Raw genomic sequence first — 16,782 nt, 5'->3', positions numbered from 1 at the left:
AATTAGAATTAGAGTTTGTATTTACTCCTTTAGAATTTCAGACCATTCGGTTTCAAGCCCTTTCGACTGTGCTTCGAATGCTTTTGCTTCACTTTTATTAGTAAATGCCGCAATGTTGCCGTTCATAGGACTTTTTATTTTTCCTCCGGATACAAAAAAGGCCTTGTCTGCCGGAATCAATTCGTTGTTTTTGGTATAATCATGCACATAATACGCCTTGATTTTCATCGATGCATTATCTTTGCAGTAATGCGCCATGCAGGCAACATCATCAAATTTGTAGGCACGCCCTTTTTCTGTAATAATTTCAGCACCATGTCTGCCATCGCTGATTCCCATCATGCAGAAATCGCAATTATCGACATTTAACTTAATTGGAACCGCCTTATCGCCTGAACAGGAAAAAAGAAAAGCAGCAACAAAAAGCAGACTGAAAAAACGACTTGGCAGTGCTCTCGATTTTCTTTCTTTAAAAATAGCTGCAACAAGTAAAATACCAACCGTAATAAGCATCCAGCCGCCAATATCCGGAATAGAATAAGCACCAAAGTTTAGTAATTGTTTGTAACCCAGAACCGGAGGCTGATACGCCATGCCCGGAACCCGTATTGCCGCGTTGGGATCTAAATTGTGTCCGTAATTGTAATTCCATCGGTAAAAATCAAGACCCGACAAGATTCCGAAAACTATAAAAGAAAAAAAGAGTATAAAAAGCCCTCTTCTGCTGGAAATCGCCATAATAGTCAATGCTGCAATGCCGAAACCTATAACAATAATAGGCAGTATTTTAAATTCGATAAAATCTTCGGTATGAAGTGTTTTCATCCCGATGTAGTGATTGAGTCCGTTGATAATATCGACATCTCCCGCAATCTTGGCAGCATGAAGTTTTAATACTAAACCTTCGGGGTATTGAGGTGCTGTAAGTTCAATTTTCCAAATGGGAAAAAATATAGATCCTATCAATAAAAGTCCTGATAAGAAAAGTACCGCTTTGGAAAAAGTGGATAGTTTTTTATTTCTCATAATGATTCAAAATAAAAGGGAACAAAGAATACTTTGTTCCCTTAATGGTTACTGGCTATTCTTTTGGCAGGTTGGTACCTACACTGTAACTAATCGGAACATTGCTTTCGGCAGGCGATACTCGCACATATCCCTGCATTTCCTGGTGCAGTGCGCTGCAGAAATCGGTACAATAGAATGGGAAGATTCCTTTTTTCAGAGGCACCCATTTTAAAGTAAGCGTTTCTCCCGGCATGATTAAAATTTCAGCTGTATTGGCACCTTTTATGGCAAATCCGTGAGGAACATCCCAATCCTGTTCAAGATTCGTAACATGAAAGTATACTTCGTCGCCCACGCGGATTCCTTCGATATTATCCGGTGCAAAGTGAGAACGTATACAGGTCATATAAATGTGGACTTTATTTCCTTCTCTAACTACTTTGGTTTCTTTTTCTCCTTTGGTAGCAAAAGGGTGGCTGTTCTTAGCAATATCATAGAATTTCAACTGTCCGTTGTTTCTAATTTTTTCAGCCGGAATACCTTGTGCATAGTGCGGTTCTCCAATAGTAGGGTAATCTAAAAGCAGTTTCATTTTATCGCCGCTAATGTCAAATAACTGAGCACTTTGAGCCAATTCAGGACCTGTTGGCAGGAAACGGTCTTTGGTAATTTTGTTGTAAACCACCATGTATTTTCCAAATGGTTTTTCGGTGTTTCCGCCCGGAATCATTAAGTGTCCAGGAGAATAATAAGTCGCTTTTCTGTCTAAAACTTTAAGATCTTTAATGTTCCATTTTACAACTTCAGACGAAACGAACATGGTTGTATAGGCATTTCCTTTTCCGTCAAACTCTGTGTGAAGAGGTCCTAACCCTGGTTTTTGAACTTCTCCGTAAAGAGCTGCTTCGTATTTAATAACAGGAATTCCTGCATAAGCTCCGTCAAATTGTTTGCTGGCAATAGCTTCTTTTAATTTTGTAAAACTGAATACCGGAATTAATGCTGCCAGTTTTCCGCTTCCGATAATAAATTCACCAGAAGGATCGATGTCGCAGCCATGAGGCGATTTTGGACAAGGAATCATGTAACAAATATCTTTAAGCTCAGAAGCATCCAGAATCAGCACTTCTTTTTTAATCTCAGATTTTGCTGTCTGTGTTTTTTCATCCCAGGTATTGTGGGCATAATTTGCAGGCACTTTTTTTCCTTTTCCTGCTTTGATGTATTCCTCAGCTTTTTTCCAGTTTACCGCCATGATAAAATCTTTATCATTTTTAGAAGCGTTCACTTCCAGTAAAGTATTGGCTTGCTCTGTGTTGTAGCAGGAGAAGAAGAACCATCCATGAGATTCTTTTTTACCCGGATGGCTGAGGTCAAAATTAACACCCGGCGTTACGATTTGAAACGCAAGGTCCAATTCGCCTTCCTGCCCCACTTTTACAAAACTAAGATGTCCTTTAAAATTTTGCTTGTAGGTATTAATAGGCACATCGCCATTATCATTATCTGCAGGAACACTAAAACGGCTTGCTCCTACCACATACTCCGTATTTTGCGTAATAAATGGCGATGAGTGATTACCGCCGCAGTTAGGAAGCTCGATAATCTCTGCTGTTTTAAACGTTTTCAGGTCGATACGTGCAATACGAGGCGTATTATTGGCATTAGCAAAAAGCCAGCGTCCGTCAACTTCACCATTTGTCTGCGATAAATCCATGTGATGCTGATCATCCCAAGGCACATAACCGTGAGAAGTATTCAGCATAGGTTTTGTTTCTTCGCTATATCCGTAACCACTCTGCGGATCTTCAGAAAACACCGGCATCACGCGTAAAAGTCGGCCGCTTGGAAGTCCGTAAACACTTACCTGACCGCTGAAACCGCCCGATACAAAGTTGTAATACTCGTCGTATTTACCCGGTGCCACGTATACTTTTGAGGCGGCATCGCCTTCAACAGCATCTGTAGAGTCTTTTGGTTTACAAGAAACAAAAAAAGCACAGCCTAACGTAACAACGAAAATCGATTTTAAAAATTTGTTTTTCATAAGGTTATTATTTTAGATTTTGATTTTCAAAAATTATTTCACCCCATCATTCTGGCGCATATATTCCAGAATAGATCTTGCTTCGTCATCGCTGAGGCCCTGATTTGGCATACGAATTAAACAAAGTTCCAACTGTGCCTGCAACTCTGGATCTTTGTCGATCATAGGGTCCGGATTGGTAATAAAGTTCATGATCCATTCTGGAGTTCTTCTCTCGGTTACCCCTTTCCATCCCGGGCCAACCAGTTTTTCATCTGTTGGTTTGTGGCAGGATGTACATTTAACTTCGGCTGCTTTAAGTCCTTTCTCAGCCATTGCTTTATCTAAAGATGCACCTAATTCTACCGTTGTAAATTTTCCAATTCCTCTTTTAGGATCGTATGATTCTGCTTCGGCTGTTTTTTCCTCTGCTGCCGGAGTTGAAAAATCCTGATCGGTGTTTGATTTTTCTTTACCGCACGACGTCAGCATCAGAAAACCAAACATGGTTAATAAGAATAGTTTGTTCATTACTTTGTTTTTTATTTGTTAAACTTTTGATCAAAAGTCCAAAACTTGTTTTTCACAGAGTATGATTACAATCATATCCTTAAAAAAAAGTTCATAATACCTTCGTATTCTCAAAACAAAGGTTTAATGAAATTTTGCGTTTACATATTTCTGTTTGCAGTGGTGTTCCGGCCGGCTTTTCCATTTTTGGATTATGTGGTCAACTACCATTACATTACAACCGAGTTATGCGAAAACAAAAATGCTCCCGAACTTCATTGTAATGGTAAATGCCATTTAAAGAAAGAGTTAGCAAAAGCCTATAAAAATGATGTACCCGCCTCTAATGAGAAAAAAAGCGAAACGGTAGAAATTGTTGTTCTTTTTATTGTAAAAATTCCTGTTTTCAGTTTCAGGAAAAATGCGCTGTCAGCCTCACAAATAAACTCTGTTTATATGGATCTGTATTCTCACTTAGAGGCTTTTTTTATTTTCCGTCCTCCTAGGGTTACAATCCTGTTTCACTTCGTATAAAAGACAACAAAACCAAAACATACAGCACTGATGCGCAGGTCGAATGGACACCGCTTATGCACATGACCATGATGAAGCATTCCTGCCCAAAAACAGCTGTAACAAAAGCAGCCGGTAAAAAAACGGTGTATGAAGGCGGCATCATTTTTCAGATGGCCCAAAATGAAACCGAATACTGGGAACTTGGTCTTACCTATACTATTAATACCGTTTCGTATACGGCATCGGCAAAAATCTCGGTTCCGGCATCGGCAAAACGAACTGTAAGTTCTTTTAAAGGAACAGACGGAAACAACTATGTAATTGCTTATATCGCACCATCGTCTCCTAAAGTAGCTGCAAACGATATAACAGTTGGTTTATACAAAATGGAGGATATGATGACGTTTTCTGTCCCAACTGATTATACCATAAAAATGGATCCAAGAATGCCGGGCATGGGCAATCACGGTTCTCCTAATAATACAGATTTGCTGCAGACTAATGGTTTGTACAACGGAAAACTTTCTTTAACCATGACCGGCTATTGGAAAATTAACCTGCAGGTTTTAAATGCGCAAAACGAAGTACTCAAAGGCGAAGCGGTAACAACAGAAAATACAGCGAGCAGTCTTTATTTTGAAATTGAGTTCTAGCACAAAAAATAACAGGAAAGAGACATTTTTTGTCTCTTTCTTTAATCTGCCACACAATGAAAAATCTAACAGCAGTCTTTCTGACTGTATTTTCAACTATATGCTGGGCGCAGGAAAAAGTAACCGACAGTCTCGAAACCGTAAAACTCGATGAAATAATCGTAATTGGAAAGAAAACTTCACTTCACCTGAAACAGCCCAAATCCCTGACTTCTGTAGAGGAATATTTGTCACAGTCTTCAAAAGTAAACATGATTAAAAGAGGTGCTTATGCCTGGGAACCTGTCCTTAATAATATGACTACAGAACGCACGGTGATTACGATTGACGGAATGCGGATTTTTGGTGCCTGTACCGATAAAATGGACCCGATAACGTCGTATGTAGAGGTTTCGAATTTATCCGAAGCCACAGTCGCATCCGGTCAGCAGGCAAGCTGTCACGGCGCCGGAATTGGCGGTTCTGTCGATTTAAAACGCAATCACTTCAGTCAGAAAAACAAAGGCTGGAACGGGAGTTTTAATTCGGGTTTTGAAAGCAATAATCTGCAAAAAATTATTGGTGCTTCTTTGGGTTACAATGATTCGCGTTTTTACACGCATATTGATTTTATGCACCGCAATGCCGATAATTACAAAGCAGGAGGCAATAAAGAAGTTGCTTTTTCGCAGTTCACCAAATACAATATTTCGGCCAATGCAGGATTCAGCCTTAATAAGAAAAACATTCTGGAAGCTTCTGCAATTTATGATAAAGCGACAGATATAGGCTATCCGGCACTGCCAATGGATGTTTCTCTGGCAGAAGCTAAAATTATATCACTAAGCCATAAATACATGCCGGATTCGGGATGGATGACTTATTGGGAAACCAAGGGCTATTTTAACAGCATTACCCACAAAATGGACGATACCAAACGACCAAGTGTTCCTATACATATGGATATGCCGGGCTGGTCTGATACCTACGGCTATTATTCTAAAGTGAAAGGAAAACTGAACAAACATACTTTTCTGGCTGACCTGAATGGTTTCTACAACAAATCGGTTGCCGAAATGACCATGTACCCAACCGATCCAGCTGAAAATCTAATGTTTATGTATACCTGGCCGGATGTGAGAACACTCTACAACGGATTGTCTCTTGAGGATATTATTAAAATTTCAGGTTCAGACCAAATCAGGATTGGGGCTGCTGTTGGCTATCAGCAGAATAAAGTCGCAGATGATTTAGAATTGCAGAGTCTGCGCATTTTTTATCCGCAAATGGAAGCTTCAAAAAATCGTTTCCTGAAAAGTTTTTCAGGAAATTATACCAAAAGTCTGACTCAGTTTGAGTTTGGTTTTGGTATGGCTTACGCCGAAAGAGCGCCGTCGGTTTCGGAAGGTTACGGGTTTTATTTGTATAACAGCAGCGATTTTTATGATTATATCGGAAATCCGAATTTAAAGAATGAAAAAGCTATTGAAGGGAATTTTTCTCTGGGTTTCAAAACAAACCGTCTGACTTCTAAAATCACTGGTTCTTATTTTTATTTCTCCGATTATATCATCGGAAAAATAGATCCAAACACGCTTCCTATGACCATTGGAGCGTCTGGAACCAAGCGTTACGAAGCCTTAGAAAACGCGGGCATTTTCAATACTGATTTCAATCTAAACTACCAATTTCTGGACAACTGGATGCTCAAAACCCAGCTGACTTACAGCCTCGGAAAAGACGATAAAGGAAATAATCTTCCTTTTATTAGTCCGATAAAATATACGGCTGGCATTGAATACAGCAATCAGAAATTTAATGCCGGAATTACGGCTTTGGGCAATCTGACACAGGACAAATTTGCCGTAACCTACGGGCAATCAAAAACTTCGGATTATTTTATTATGGGGATCAACGCCGGATATACATTTATTTGGAATCAAAATAACGTGAAGTTACAAAGCGGTATCGAGAATATTTTCGACAAATATTACACGACTTATGCTGACTGGAATAAGATTCCGCGCATGGGACGAAATGTTTTTGTAAATCTGGTTTTCAGTTTCCGCTAAGGGTCAGGCACATAAGGTTAACATATAAAAATAAATATAATACAGTATGATTGGAATCATATTTTGAAAAATTTGTTGATGATACATTTACCCTATTAAAATTATATGCTTAACCGCGCATTTTTTAACACAATTTAAATCAAACCCACACACTTTTTCTGTTACATCAGGAGATAAAAATTTAGAATTAAAAATGAATAAAGACTTTTTAGTACAGGAAATACTCCGATTAAAACAAGAAAAGAATGCCGTTATCCTCGCTCATTATTATCAAAATGAAGACATTCAGGAAATAGCAGATTTTATTGGAGACAGCCTTGAATTATCTAAAAAGGCTCAGAATACAGATGCCGATATTATTGTTTTTGCCGGTGTGCATTTTATGGCAGAAACTGCAAAAATTTTAAATCCGGACAAAAAAGTAGTCTTACCGGACTGGGAAGCGGGATGCTCTCTTGCTGACGGCTGCAATCCTACAGATTTTAAAATCTTTAAGGAACAGCATCCGGATCATGTGGTGGTAACCTACATTAATTGTTCTGCCGAAATAAAAGCTATGAGCGATCTGGTTTGCACTTCGGCGAATGCCAAAAAAATAATCGGGTCAATTCCTGCCGACAAGAAAATCATTTTCGCACCGGATCAGAATTTAGGGAATTACCTTCAAAAAGAAACCAAACGTGACCTCGTCTTATGGAAAGGCTCTTGTGTCGTGCATGAAGCCTTTTCATTGGACAAACTGATCGAAATTTATACTAAAAACCCAACGGCAAAAATTGCCGCGCACCCAGAATCTGAAAGCCACATTTTAAAAGTGGCCCATTATATTGGCTCGACATCGGGCATTATAAATTTTATTAAAACGGAACCTGCTGCCGTTTTCATTGTGGCTACAGAAGCCGGAATCTTACATGAGCTCACAAAAGCTGTACCCGAAAAGACGCTGATTCCGGCTCCTTCCACAGAGGACAATACCTGTGCCTGCAGTGAATGTGCTTTTATGAAAATGAATACACTCGAAAAATTGTATTTGTGCCTGAAAAATGAAAGCCCTGAAATGCTGATTACAGAAGAGTTACGAGCCGAAGCGCTGAAGCCAATTGAAAGAATGCTGGAATTATCTTAAAAAAGAATTGCAATACATCTAAATCAAAATAACATGCTTAAAACAGATATACTTATCATAGGTTCTGGTATTTCAGGATTATTTTTTGCTATGAAAACGGCAAAAAAACGCCCGGATTTATCTATTGTTATAATGACGAAAGAAACTGCCAAAAACACCAATACACAACTTGCACAAGGTGGTATTGCAGTGGTAACCAACCATATACAAGACAGTTTTAATCAGCATATAAAAGATACGCTTCGAGCAGGAGACGGCCACTGCGATGAAGAAATTGTCAATATGGTTATAAAACAGGCTCCTGACAGACTTAAGGAACTAATTGAAATTGGCACTTCGTTCGATAAAGATCAGGAAGGTCATTGGGAATTAGGGCTTGAAGGCGGACACTCACAACACAGAATTTTACATCATAAAGACAGCTCCGGTCTCGAAATTGAGAACAAACTTCTCAAAATCATTAAGAAAATGCCAAACATTGAAATGCTTGAAAATCATTTTGTCATTGACTTGAATACAGAAACAAAAAAAAATAAAACTACCTGCACCGGGGCTTTCTTCTATGATAAAAAACACAATCGCATAAAATACATCAGAACCAGAACAACTGTGCTAAGTACAGGAGGATGCGGACAGCTGTTTGAAAACACCACCAACCCGCTGATCGCTACCGGAGACGGAATTGCAATGGCGGCACGTGCCGGAGCCGAAATTGAAGATATGCAGTATATTCAGTTTCATCCAACGGCTTTGTATACGGGAAAAGAAAATCAATTGTTCCTTATTTCCGAAGCTGTAAGGGGTTACGGTGCGCATATCGTAAACGAAGATCAGAAGAGATTTCTTTTTAAGTACGATACACGCGGCGAACTGGCTACACGCGATATTATTTCGCAGGCTATAAGCAAAGAACTTCAGTACAGTTCAAAAAATCATGTGTATCTGGACTGCCGTCATTTAGACCGCGATGCGTTTTACAATCAATTCCCGGCTATTACGGCACATTGCAACGAATTGGGCATTAAACCCGAAACCGATTTAATTCCCATAGTACCTGCGGCACATTATCAATGCGGTGGTATAAAAGTGGACCGAAACGGGGCGACGAATATCCGTAATCTGTATGCTATTGGCGAATGCGCCAGAACGGGACTTCACGGCAAAAATCGTCTGGCATCTAACTCGCTTCTTGAAGCTTTGGTATTTGCACATCAGGCGTCTGAAAATATCGACAGAACGATTGCAGAGTTTACGTATTCGTCTAAAATATTAATTCCGAAGTTTCCAAAAGCACAACAGTCAAATGATTATTACGCTTTTGATATTCTGAAAAAAGAGCTGAAAGGTCTTGTAACGGCTTTTTATACGAGTGACGACCGCAATGCCGATGTGGCTCATGAAAAGATAAAAATGCTTAACAATGCCGCTATAGCCCTTATTGAAGCACACGAAATAACGATTCCGTTTATAGAATTTTCAAATATGCTAGCTACAGCATTAATTATAATAAAACAATGCAAAACCGAAAAAAAAGAAATGTGCTGAAATAACTAAAAAACAATTGATATACCCCCTAACCATTATGAAACTCACAAGTAAAACTACCATTGGTGAAATCGTAGCAGATGATTTCAGAACTGCAGCTATTTTTACAAAATATCATATCGATTTTTGCTGCAAAGGTCATAGAACTATCGAAGAGGTCTGCAAAAAACGTGACATCGAGCAAACTCTTCTAATCGAACATATTGAAGCGGCAAAAAAAAGTTCTGCCAACCAGTCTTTTGATTACAAAACATGGTCAGTAGACATGATTACAGATTATATCACCAAAACGCATCACAGATACATTGAGGAAAAATCCCCTATTATTCTTCAGTATCTAAATAAATTATGCGGTGTACACGGTGCTATACATCCGGAACTGCATGAAATACATACGATTTTTTCTAAGGCTGCACTGGATTTGGCAGCCCATATGAAAAAAGAAGAATTGGTAGTTTTTCCTTATATACAAAAAATGAAAAGGGCACAAAGCAAAGGGCTTTATATTGAAACACCTCAGTTTGGCTCTATTAAAAACCCAATAGCTTCCTTAAAACAGGATCACGAAACAGAGGGAGAACGTTTTAGGCGAATTGCGGCATTAACTAATAATTACACACCTCCAGCTGAATCATGCAATACTTATAAAGCCGCTTTTGTATTGCTTGGAGAATTTGAAAAAGATTTACGAAAACACATTCATATGGAAAACAATATTTTGTTTCCAAAGGCAATTGAACTGGAAAAATCTTTTGAACAAGTGACTTACAACTAAAAAAATATCATGGAGAAATATGTGATCAAACGCAATGGCGATTACAAACCTTTTGAAGCTTACAAAATTGAGGATGCTATACAAAAAGCTTTTCAGAGTGTAAATCAAACGGTAGATAAAAAAATTTTTAAAATTGTACTTTCCGGGCTGGAAGGCAAATACTCATGGCCTGTAGAAGAGATTCAGGATACTATTGAAAGAGTACTTTTTGAAAATGGCTACTTCAAAACCATGCGGTCTTTTATCATTTACCGTCATACAAGAAAATTGCAGCGTGAACATATTAATGGTTTAAACGATGACACAACTTATATCGACAGTACACAGACTGTCGAAGAATACATTCATCAATCGGACTGGCGTATTAATGCCAATGCCAATATTTCGTATTCAAACGCCGGACTGGTAAGCAATACTGCCGGAAAAATTATTGCCAATTACTGGCTTGATAAAATTTATAATAAAGAAGAAGGTTCTGCACACAGGAATGGCGACATACACATTCATGATCTTGACTGCCTCACAGGATACTGCGCCGGGTGGAGCCTGCGTGTACTATTAAACGAAGGATTCAATGGTGTACGCGGAAGGGTTGAGAGCAGACCTCCTTCTCATTTTAGGGAAGCTTTGGGACAAATGGCGAATTTCCTGGGAATCCTGCAAAGCGAATGGGCAGGTGCTCAGGCTTTCAGTTCTTTTGATACTTATCTGGCTCCTTATGTTTTTAAAGATCAGCTTTCGTACGATCAGATTCTAAAAGCCATCAGAGGTTTTGTTTATAACTTAAATGTACCGGCGCGCTGGGGACAGTCGCCATTTACCAATATAACACTCGACTGGAATGTTCCGGAAGATTTAAGAGAACAGATTCCAACCAGAAAAGATCTGCATTTGTTTTTGGATATAGAAGATGAAGTACTGACAGCCGAAGCAAAAAAACGCGGCGTTGACAAATTAGTCAACCTGAAGTATGCCGATTTTCAGCATGAAATGAACCTGATCAACAAGGCATATTACACTATTATGACAGAAGGTGATGCCAACGGACAGCCTTTTACATTCCCAATCCCGACTGTAAACATTACGGAAGATTTTGACTGGGAAGGAGAAAATGTTGATTTATTATTTGAAAATACAGCCAAAATTGGTTCCTCTTATTTCCAGAACTTCATAGGAAGCCAGTATATTCTTGATGAAAAAGGAAACCGAATCGAAAATCCGGATGCCTACAAACCAAACGCCGTACGAAGTATGTGCTGCCGTTTACAGCTGGATTTAAGAGAATTATTAAAACGAGGCAACGGTCTGTTTGGAAGTGCCGAAATGACCGGAAGTATTGGGGTTGTGACCATCAATATGGCCCGTTTGGGATATTTATATAAAGGCAACATCATCAGTTTATTTGAACATCTGGATGAGTTGCTGCAGATTGCAAAATCGACTTTAGAGAAAAAAAGAATTTTTATTCAGAAAATGTATGACCAGGGACTTTATCCTTACACTAAACGCTATTTAGATCATTTCAGAAACCACTTTTCAACAATTGGTGTAAACGGGATGAATGAAATGGTCATTAATTTTTCTGATGGAAAACAAAATATAACATCCAATTCAGGAATTCATTTTGCAACCGAAATTCTGGATCATATCCGTCTGCGAATGAAAGAGTTTCAGGAAGAAACCGGAAACCTGTACAATCTCGAAGCTACTCCGGCAGAAGGAACAACGTATCGTTTTGCCAAAGAAGATAAAAAACGTTTTCCGCAGATTTTACAGGCCGGACAAAACGAAAACATCTATTATACAAACAGTTCACAGATTCCGGTAGACCATACCGAAGATCCTTTTGAAGCCTTACTGCTTCAGGATGAACTGCAGTGCAAATATACCGGCGGTACGGTGCTGCATTTGTATATGCGAGAAAAAATAAGCAGTCCCGAAGCTTGTAAAAACTTTGTAAAAAAGGTTTTAACCAACTTTAAACTGCCATATATAACCGTAACACCAATTTTCAGCATCTGCCCTATTCATGGCTACCTTAACGGCGAACATGAATACTGCCCAAAATGCGACGAAATTTTACTCAATAAAAACAATCAAAAACACTTAGCTTATGAAAACAAAAACGCATAAAATTCTGGAACAGAATCAAACCAAAAGAAGCAAATGTTTGGTTTATACACGAGTAATGGGTTATCACAGACCTGTAGAAAGTTTTAACATAGGAAAAAAAGGTGAACACCAGCAGCGTACACATTTCGAAGAAGCTATTATCTACTAAGGCAATTTACAGTCTTACCCCCTTTACCTTATTAGATTATCCGGATAGAACAGCCTGCATAGTGTGGTTTGCGGGCTGTAATATGCGGTGTTTATACTGCTACAATCCGGATATCGTTTTAGGTAAAGGTCAAATAGATTTTGATTCGATCCTGTTTTTTCTCCAGTCCCGAAAAGGACTTCTGGACGGTGTTGTGTTAAGTGGCGGCGAATGCACGATGCACAAAAACATTGTTTCTTTTATAAAAAAAATCAAAGAAATGGGGTTTGTAGTAAAAATCGACACCAACGGTTCCAACCCGAAAGTACTGCAAAAACTAATTCAGGACCAATTAATCGATTATGTGGCACTGGATTTTAAAAGTCTTCCCGGTACGTTTAAGCATATTACAAAATCCAAATTATTTCCGGAATTTGAGCAGAGTCTTTCTCTTCTGCTTCAATCTGAAATTCCATTTGAAATCCGAACCACTTTTCATTCTTCCCTTATCAGTGAACCTGAATTTGTAAAAATGATCGAATATCTGGAAGAACAGCATTTTGAAGGAAATTATTATGTACAGCATTTTGTAAACAACGTGCCAACACTTTCAGAATTAGACGATTCACATAAAGAAATACGATTAAAAAACTTTTCGTCTTCAAAAATAAAAGTTATTTTTAGGGACTAATTTTTTAGTATTTTTCTCTCATCAGCAAAACAAAACTCAAAATTAAGATCTTATGACACTTCACCATTTTGTATTAATTCTTCATCTTTTAGCAGCCACAATCTGGGTGGGCGGTCATTTATTTCTAGCGGTATGTTTTCTGCCGGCGGCTTTAAAAAAGAAAGACCCGCATATTATTTTAAATTTTGAAAAAAAATTCGAAACCCTGGGTATGTCATCCCTCGTGGTTTTAATCGTAACCGGAATCTGGATGGCGTATGATTTTGGCGTTACTTACGAAACCTGGTTCAGCTTTTCGGGCGGATTCGAAAAAGTAGTTTCCATAAAACTTATTCTGCTTTTCTGCACTTTCTTTTGTGCCGTCTGCGCCCAGTTTTATGTCATTCCTAATCTTACACCAAACAATATTAAACGAATGGCGGTTATTATTTTATCGGTAACCTCGATTGGAGTTACTATGCTTGTTTTGGGATCTACGTTAAGGTATGGGGGGATTTGAAAGAATGATCTATTATTCAGAAACATTTCTGCTAAGTTCCCTGTAATCTAATACAATAGAAAACAGCACAATTATTATATGAAAAGGCAGCATTACAGCTAAAAAAGCAATTCGAAGAAAGAAAGTAAAACTACCTGAAAAATAATAACTTATTAATATTGAAACACACAACAATACTATCGAAAAGATAGAGACTAACCCAATTGCATATGTACCATTCTTATCTATTATAGCAAGTAATTTTGAACTAGCTAAAAAAGCATACAGAAACCAACAAACACTTAATGCAAATATTAAAGCAAATTGCACATAAAAAGGGTATTCAAATACTTCAGGCTTAAATAAACAAAATGCAACAGTCCAAAATGATCCTATAATTATAAAAAAAACTATTAACTGTTTTGAGGTGTTATTAAAATTATTAAAAGCATTAAGAATCTCTCCCATATTAAAACTTATAGTTATTTAACCTTTATTTTATTAAGCTGTTCGTTGGTGCGTAAATATCTCTGACTTTGCACTTTCTTAAACAAATATATTTAAAAAAACGAACACGTATAAAGTCTCTGATAAAATAAAAATTAAAATATCTATTGGTCATAAAACCAAAAAAACAGTCTCAATAGACTGCCTTTTATAAATTCTCTTATTTCTTAGGAAGATAAATCCAGAACGTAGTTCCTTCTCCGGGTTTGCTGCTGAAGTTAATCATACCATTATGGTTTTCTATAATTCGGCGGCAGAGTGCGAGACCTATTCCGTTTCCGCCGTACTGGTCGCGTTCGTGGAGTCGTTGGAACATATCGAAAATACGATCAGAATATTGGTTGTCCATTCCAATTCCGTTGTCGGCGATTGAGATTACGTGGTAGTTTTCTGCCGAAGTGACCAGATTAGGATCTTTTGGGACATCTTCGTATGAAATCGTTACGGTTGGCTGTGCTGCATTGAATTATTTCCGTTGGATTGAAATCCATTTTTTATGCATTTACTATTGCAAAAATTACATTTTATTTTCATAACCTAATTTGAAACACTAAGGTAAAATAAATGCATTTTAAGGCTTATTAAAAGACAAAAAACGAAAGAGACGACCTGCCAGCCGTCTCTTTTTCTATTCAATAATTAAAGTTTAACCTTATTTTTCAGTGAGTTAAGTGGTTAAATTATAAAAACACCTAATCTGTAACACTACCGAATATATCACAAGAAGAACTGGCTTATCGTTCCGAAATAACCTTATCACAAAATTGCCAGAATTGAGACGGTAAGAATAAATCCGACTGTCAGCACAATATTCAAAATAGCCAGGGCCTTAGAAGTTAGACCTAGCGAATTATTTAATTTCGAATTACCACCTTTTTCAAACCAGTAATTCATTCAAAATGTAAAATAAAAAACCACTCCGTTATAGAATGGTTTTTTAAAAATTGAGAGATTTAAAAGATAATATTACTCTTCCTTTTATCTCTTTATCTCTTAAACTCCAATAGTAATGATTCACCTTTATCATTTGTAGAGATTGCTTTTAAAATATTATTACTAATATCATTAACTTGGTAAATTGCTTTAAGATTAAAACGTTCCGAATATAGCTCTAGCAAGACCATACCATCGTAGGAATCTAAGAGCCAAGCACCTTTATACTCTTTCTTGGATTTTTCATCTTTTTCAATAAAAACTTTAAAATTAGTTTCAATTTGATTTAAAACTTTATATGGTTCATTTGTGAATTGAATACTATTTGAATCTTTTTCCCATTTATCTTTTTGAAGTAATTTAATAATCTCATTAATGGGTAATTTCGAACTCTTATCGTCAATTGTAACAAAATTTACAGTAGTTGTGCTTCTTTCTCCCATTTTGAGAGATAACTTAGTATTATCGATTTTTAGGACACTATATAGTAATTCACCGCTATCTTCATAAACATTTCCATTCGCATTATTAAATGAATAAGGAATCGTAGTTAACTCTGATTCTCCAAGTGTCTTAATTTTTAAATTCTTAAAGTCTGTAAAATCTAAGATATAGTTGTCCATAAACGAATGCCAACCTGTTAAGGCATTATCTTGTGTATTATACACAATCCATTTTCTATTCAAAACATTTTTATTTGTTTGACCCATAATATTAAAAGTTGAGAATATACAAAATATACCCGAAATTAATAGTTTTCTATTCATTTTAGAAAAATCCTTTAAATATTAATTTTACTTGTTCTAAAGCCGAAACCTTCGTCCAAACTGCTTCTTTGGTTTTGATATTGCTTTGAATAGTTGAATTTACTCTTGAACCAATTTTTGTATTGTTAGGCAACTCTTAACATGTTTTTAAGTGATTGATTAAGATTTCTTTGCATTAAGAGTGCAAATGTAAGCTTTACAAGCGCTGGTTTTTCCACATAGTCTGCAAATATATCTTTGATTGCCAGACTTTGTTTTTCCATATTTTATCATCTTTCGAATGTCACCAACACATCTGTAACACTTAGTTTACTTTGACTCCATTTTTTTCGATTTAAGGCATTATAAAATAAAAAAACAGCCCGAAGACTGTTTGATTTTTTATGCGATATTAATATAAATCACTGATAATCCGTAAATACTCTATGCAATAATTGACTACCAACACATCTGATACATTACCAAGAAGATTTTATAAAGGGATTTAAAATAGTTAAGGGTGCAATTTTGCACCCTTAACTATGCCTCCAATTTTTGTTTGCACATCTAGAACAGTTATGCTCGTCTTTAATTAGTTAATTATAATTTTAAAATCTTAAATCACTAAATTTTAAATACTAACATTTATTATTTCCCATGTGTAATGCTTAGAATTTTACAATTTTTCGCATTAATTTCTGCATATGGTACACCTCCGTCGTAATCTTCAGGTAAACTACCTGTGATTACCCAAATACTATCATTTTTTATTTCTGCTTTAAATGGTTTTTTATTATAAATATTTTCTCCATATCGTTTAAACCATTCTTTTTCCGCGACTTTAATCGCATCTTGAGAATTATTTAGACAAAAAGAATTATCTAGGTTAATTGTTTTTTCTCTATTTATACAACCAATAAATAGAAAAAATAGTATAAATATTTTATTTCTCATACT

The 16,782-nt window shown here is 36.9% G+C and carries 17 protein-coding genes and 1 pseudogene; 10 read left to right on the top strand and 8 right to left on the bottom strand.

All coding sequences use genetic code 11. From position 1 onward, the window contains the following. Positions 1–21: 21 nt before the first annotated feature. From OZP11_RS24640 to OZP11_RS24630, 3 genes are read right to left on the bottom strand one after another with little or no spacing between them, the layout of a single operon-like run. Entirely contained in the window at positions 22–1,026 is a 1,005-nt protein-coding gene (locus OZP11_RS24640; RefSeq protein WP_281233142.1) for a nitrous oxide reductase accessory protein NosL, read from the bottom strand. Positions 1,027–1,081: 55 nt separating this feature from the next. Beyond that, positions 1,082–3,055 (bottom strand): Sec-dependent nitrous-oxide reductase, encoded by a 1,974-nt coding sequence (gene nosZ / locus OZP11_RS24635; protein ID WP_281233141.1) that lies wholly within the window; start codon positions 3,053–3,055, stop codon positions 1,082–1,084. Between the two features lie 33 nt (positions 3,056–3,088). Beyond that, a complete protein-coding gene (locus OZP11_RS24630; RefSeq protein WP_281233140.1) occupies positions 3,089–3,565 on the bottom strand; it encodes a c-type cytochrome in 477 nt (158 codons plus the stop codon). Between the two features lie 126 nt (positions 3,566–3,691). On the opposite strand from OZP11_RS24630, the gene OZP11_RS24625 reads away from it, so the two are divergent. The 10 genes from OZP11_RS24625 (at position 3,692) to OZP11_RS24580 (ending at position 13,660) form a co-directional block, all read left to right on the top strand. Beyond that, positions 3,692–4,078 (top strand): hypothetical protein, encoded by a 387-nt coding sequence (locus OZP11_RS24625; protein ID WP_281233139.1) that lies wholly within the window; start codon positions 3,692–3,694, stop codon positions 4,076–4,078. 68 nt (positions 4,079–4,146) lie between these two features. Beyond that, positions 4,147–4,713, top strand: coding sequence for a hypothetical protein (locus OZP11_RS24620; protein ID WP_281233138.1), 567 nt, complete (start codon positions 4,147–4,149; stop codon positions 4,711–4,713). Between the two features lie 56 nt (positions 4,714–4,769). Next, complete coding sequence (locus OZP11_RS24615; RefSeq protein WP_281233137.1) at positions 4,770–6,764, top strand: TonB-copper family protein; 1,995 nt, start codon at positions 4,770–4,772, stop codon at positions 6,762–6,764. A gap of 193 nt (positions 6,765–6,957) precedes the next feature. Then, positions 6,958–7,890 carry a quinolinate synthase NadA gene (gene nadA, locus OZP11_RS24610; RefSeq protein WP_281233136.1) on the top strand — a complete coding sequence of 311 codons (933 nt, stop codon included), beginning with the start codon at positions 6,958–6,960 and terminating at the stop codon, positions 7,888–7,890. A 33-nt stretch (positions 7,891–7,923) separates the two neighbouring features. Continuing rightward, the gene (gene nadB, locus OZP11_RS24605) at positions 7,924–9,435 is read left to right on the top strand and encodes an L-aspartate oxidase (protein WP_281233135.1); all 1,512 of its coding nucleotides are present in this window, start codon (positions 7,924–7,926) and stop codon (positions 9,433–9,435) included. A gap of 37 nt (positions 9,436–9,472) precedes the next feature. After that, a complete protein-coding gene (gene ric, locus OZP11_RS24600; RefSeq protein ID WP_281233134.1) occupies positions 9,473–10,210 on the top strand; it encodes an iron-sulfur cluster repair di-iron protein in 738 nt (245 codons plus the stop codon). A 9-nt stretch (positions 10,211–10,219) separates the two neighbouring features. Beyond that, positions 10,220–12,343 carry a ribonucleoside triphosphate reductase gene (locus OZP11_RS24595; protein ID WP_281233133.1) on the top strand — a complete coding sequence of 708 codons (2,124 nt, stop codon included), beginning with the start codon at positions 10,220–10,222 and terminating at the stop codon, positions 12,341–12,343. Then, the gene (gene nrdD, locus OZP11_RS24590; RefSeq protein ID WP_281233132.1) at positions 12,324–12,491 is read left to right on the top strand and encodes an anaerobic ribonucleoside-triphosphate reductase; all 168 of its coding nucleotides are present in this window, start codon (positions 12,324–12,326) and stop codon (positions 12,489–12,491) included. The genes OZP11_RS24595 and nrdD overlap by 20 nt, the downstream gene beginning before the upstream one ends. Further along, a complete protein-coding gene (locus OZP11_RS24585) occupies positions 12,445–13,161 on the top strand; it encodes an anaerobic ribonucleoside-triphosphate reductase activating protein (protein ID WP_281233131.1) in 717 nt (238 codons plus the stop codon). Before nrdD ends, OZP11_RS24585 begins: the two co-directional genes overlap by 47 nt. 52 nt (positions 13,162–13,213) lie before the next feature. Beyond that, positions 13,214–13,660, top strand: a complete 447-nt coding sequence (locus OZP11_RS24580; RefSeq protein WP_281233130.1) for a copper resistance protein CopD — start codon at positions 13,214–13,216, stop codon at positions 13,658–13,660. Positions 13,661–13,672: 12 nt separating this feature from the next. On the opposite strand, the gene OZP11_RS24575 is transcribed toward OZP11_RS24580, so the two are convergent. The 5 genes and pseudogenes from OZP11_RS24575 to OZP11_RS24555 form a co-directional block, all read right to left on the bottom strand. Then, positions 13,673–14,107: a hypothetical protein gene (locus OZP11_RS24575; protein ID WP_281233129.1), complete on the bottom strand. Its 435-nt coding sequence runs from the start codon at positions 14,105–14,107 to the stop codon at positions 13,673–13,675. Between the two features lie 199 nt (positions 14,108–14,306). After that, positions 14,307–14,585, bottom strand: a complete 279-nt coding sequence (locus OZP11_RS24570; RefSeq protein ID WP_281235561.1) for a sensor histidine kinase — start codon at positions 14,583–14,585, stop codon at positions 14,307–14,309. A 547-nt stretch (positions 14,586–15,132) separates the two neighbouring features. Then, positions 15,133–15,846 (bottom strand): hypothetical protein, encoded by a 714-nt coding sequence (locus tag OZP11_RS24565; RefSeq protein WP_281233128.1) that lies wholly within the window; start codon positions 15,844–15,846, stop codon positions 15,133–15,135. Positions 15,847–16,053: 207 nt separating this feature from the next. Then, positions 16,054–16,119, bottom strand: a pseudogene (locus tag OZP11_RS24950) (IS1/IS1595 family N-terminal zinc-binding domain-containing protein); the annotation flags it as partial. 354 nt (positions 16,120–16,473) lie between these two features. Beyond that, a complete protein-coding gene (locus OZP11_RS24555; RefSeq protein WP_281233126.1) occupies positions 16,474–16,779 on the bottom strand; it encodes a YbbC/YhhH family protein in 306 nt (101 codons plus the stop codon). Between the last annotated feature and the right edge of the window lie 3 nt (positions 16,780–16,782).

Origin of the sequence: Flavobacterium gelatinilyticum (assembly GCF_027111295.1) — a bacterium.
Lineage (GTDB): Bacteria > Bacteroidota > Bacteroidia > Flavobacteriales > Flavobacteriaceae > Flavobacterium > Flavobacterium gelatinilyticum.
Note: the sequence above shows the minus strand (reverse complement) of the source record. Positions and strands in the feature narration are given on the sequence as shown.

Bases quoted from the DNA above. Each gene is read 5' to 3' on its own strand.
- OZP11_RS24640 (WP_281233142.1), bottom strand. From the start codon at position 1,026: ATGAGAAATAAAAAACTATCCACTTTTTCCAAAGCGGTACTTTTCTTA.
- nosZ (WP_281233141.1), bottom strand. From the start codon at position 3,055: ATGAAAAACAAATTTTTAAAATCGATTTTCGTTGTTACGTTAGGCTGT.
- OZP11_RS24630 (WP_281233140.1), bottom strand. From the start codon at position 3,565: ATGAACAAACTATTCTTATTAACCATGTTTGGTTTTCTGATGCTGACG.
- OZP11_RS24625 (WP_281233139.1), top strand. From the start codon at position 3,692: ATGAAATTTTGCGTTTACATATTTCTGTTTGCAGTGGTGTTCCGGCCG.
- OZP11_RS24620 (WP_281233138.1), top strand. From the start codon at position 4,147: ATGATGAAGCATTCCTGCCCAAAAACAGCTGTAACAAAAGCAGCCGGT.
- OZP11_RS24615 (WP_281233137.1), top strand. From the start codon at position 4,770: ATGAAAAATCTAACAGCAGTCTTTCTGACTGTATTTTCAACTATATGC.
- nadA (WP_281233136.1), top strand. From the start codon at position 6,958: ATGAATAAAGACTTTTTAGTACAGGAAATACTCCGATTAAAACAAGAA.
- nadB (WP_281233135.1), top strand. From the start codon at position 7,924: ATGCTTAAAACAGATATACTTATCATAGGTTCTGGTATTTCAGGATTA.
- ric (WP_281233134.1), top strand. From the start codon at position 9,473: ATGAAACTCACAAGTAAAACTACCATTGGTGAAATCGTAGCAGATGAT.
- OZP11_RS24595 (WP_281233133.1), top strand. From the start codon at position 10,220: ATGGAGAAATATGTGATCAAACGCAATGGCGATTACAAACCTTTTGAA.
- nrdD (WP_281233132.1), top strand. From the start codon at position 12,324: ATGAAAACAAAAACGCATAAAATTCTGGAACAGAATCAAACCAAAAGA.
- OZP11_RS24580 (WP_281233130.1), top strand. From the start codon at position 13,214: ATGACACTTCACCATTTTGTATTAATTCTTCATCTTTTAGCAGCCACA.
- OZP11_RS24575 (WP_281233129.1), bottom strand. From the start codon at position 14,107: ATGGGAGAGATTCTTAATGCTTTTAATAATTTTAATAACACCTCAAAA.
- OZP11_RS24565 (WP_281233128.1), bottom strand. From the start codon at position 15,846: ATGAATAGAAAACTATTAATTTCGGGTATATTTTGTATATTCTCAACT.
- OZP11_RS24555 (WP_281233126.1), bottom strand. From the start codon at position 16,779: ATGAGAAATAAAATATTTATACTATTTTTTCTATTTATTGGTTGTATA.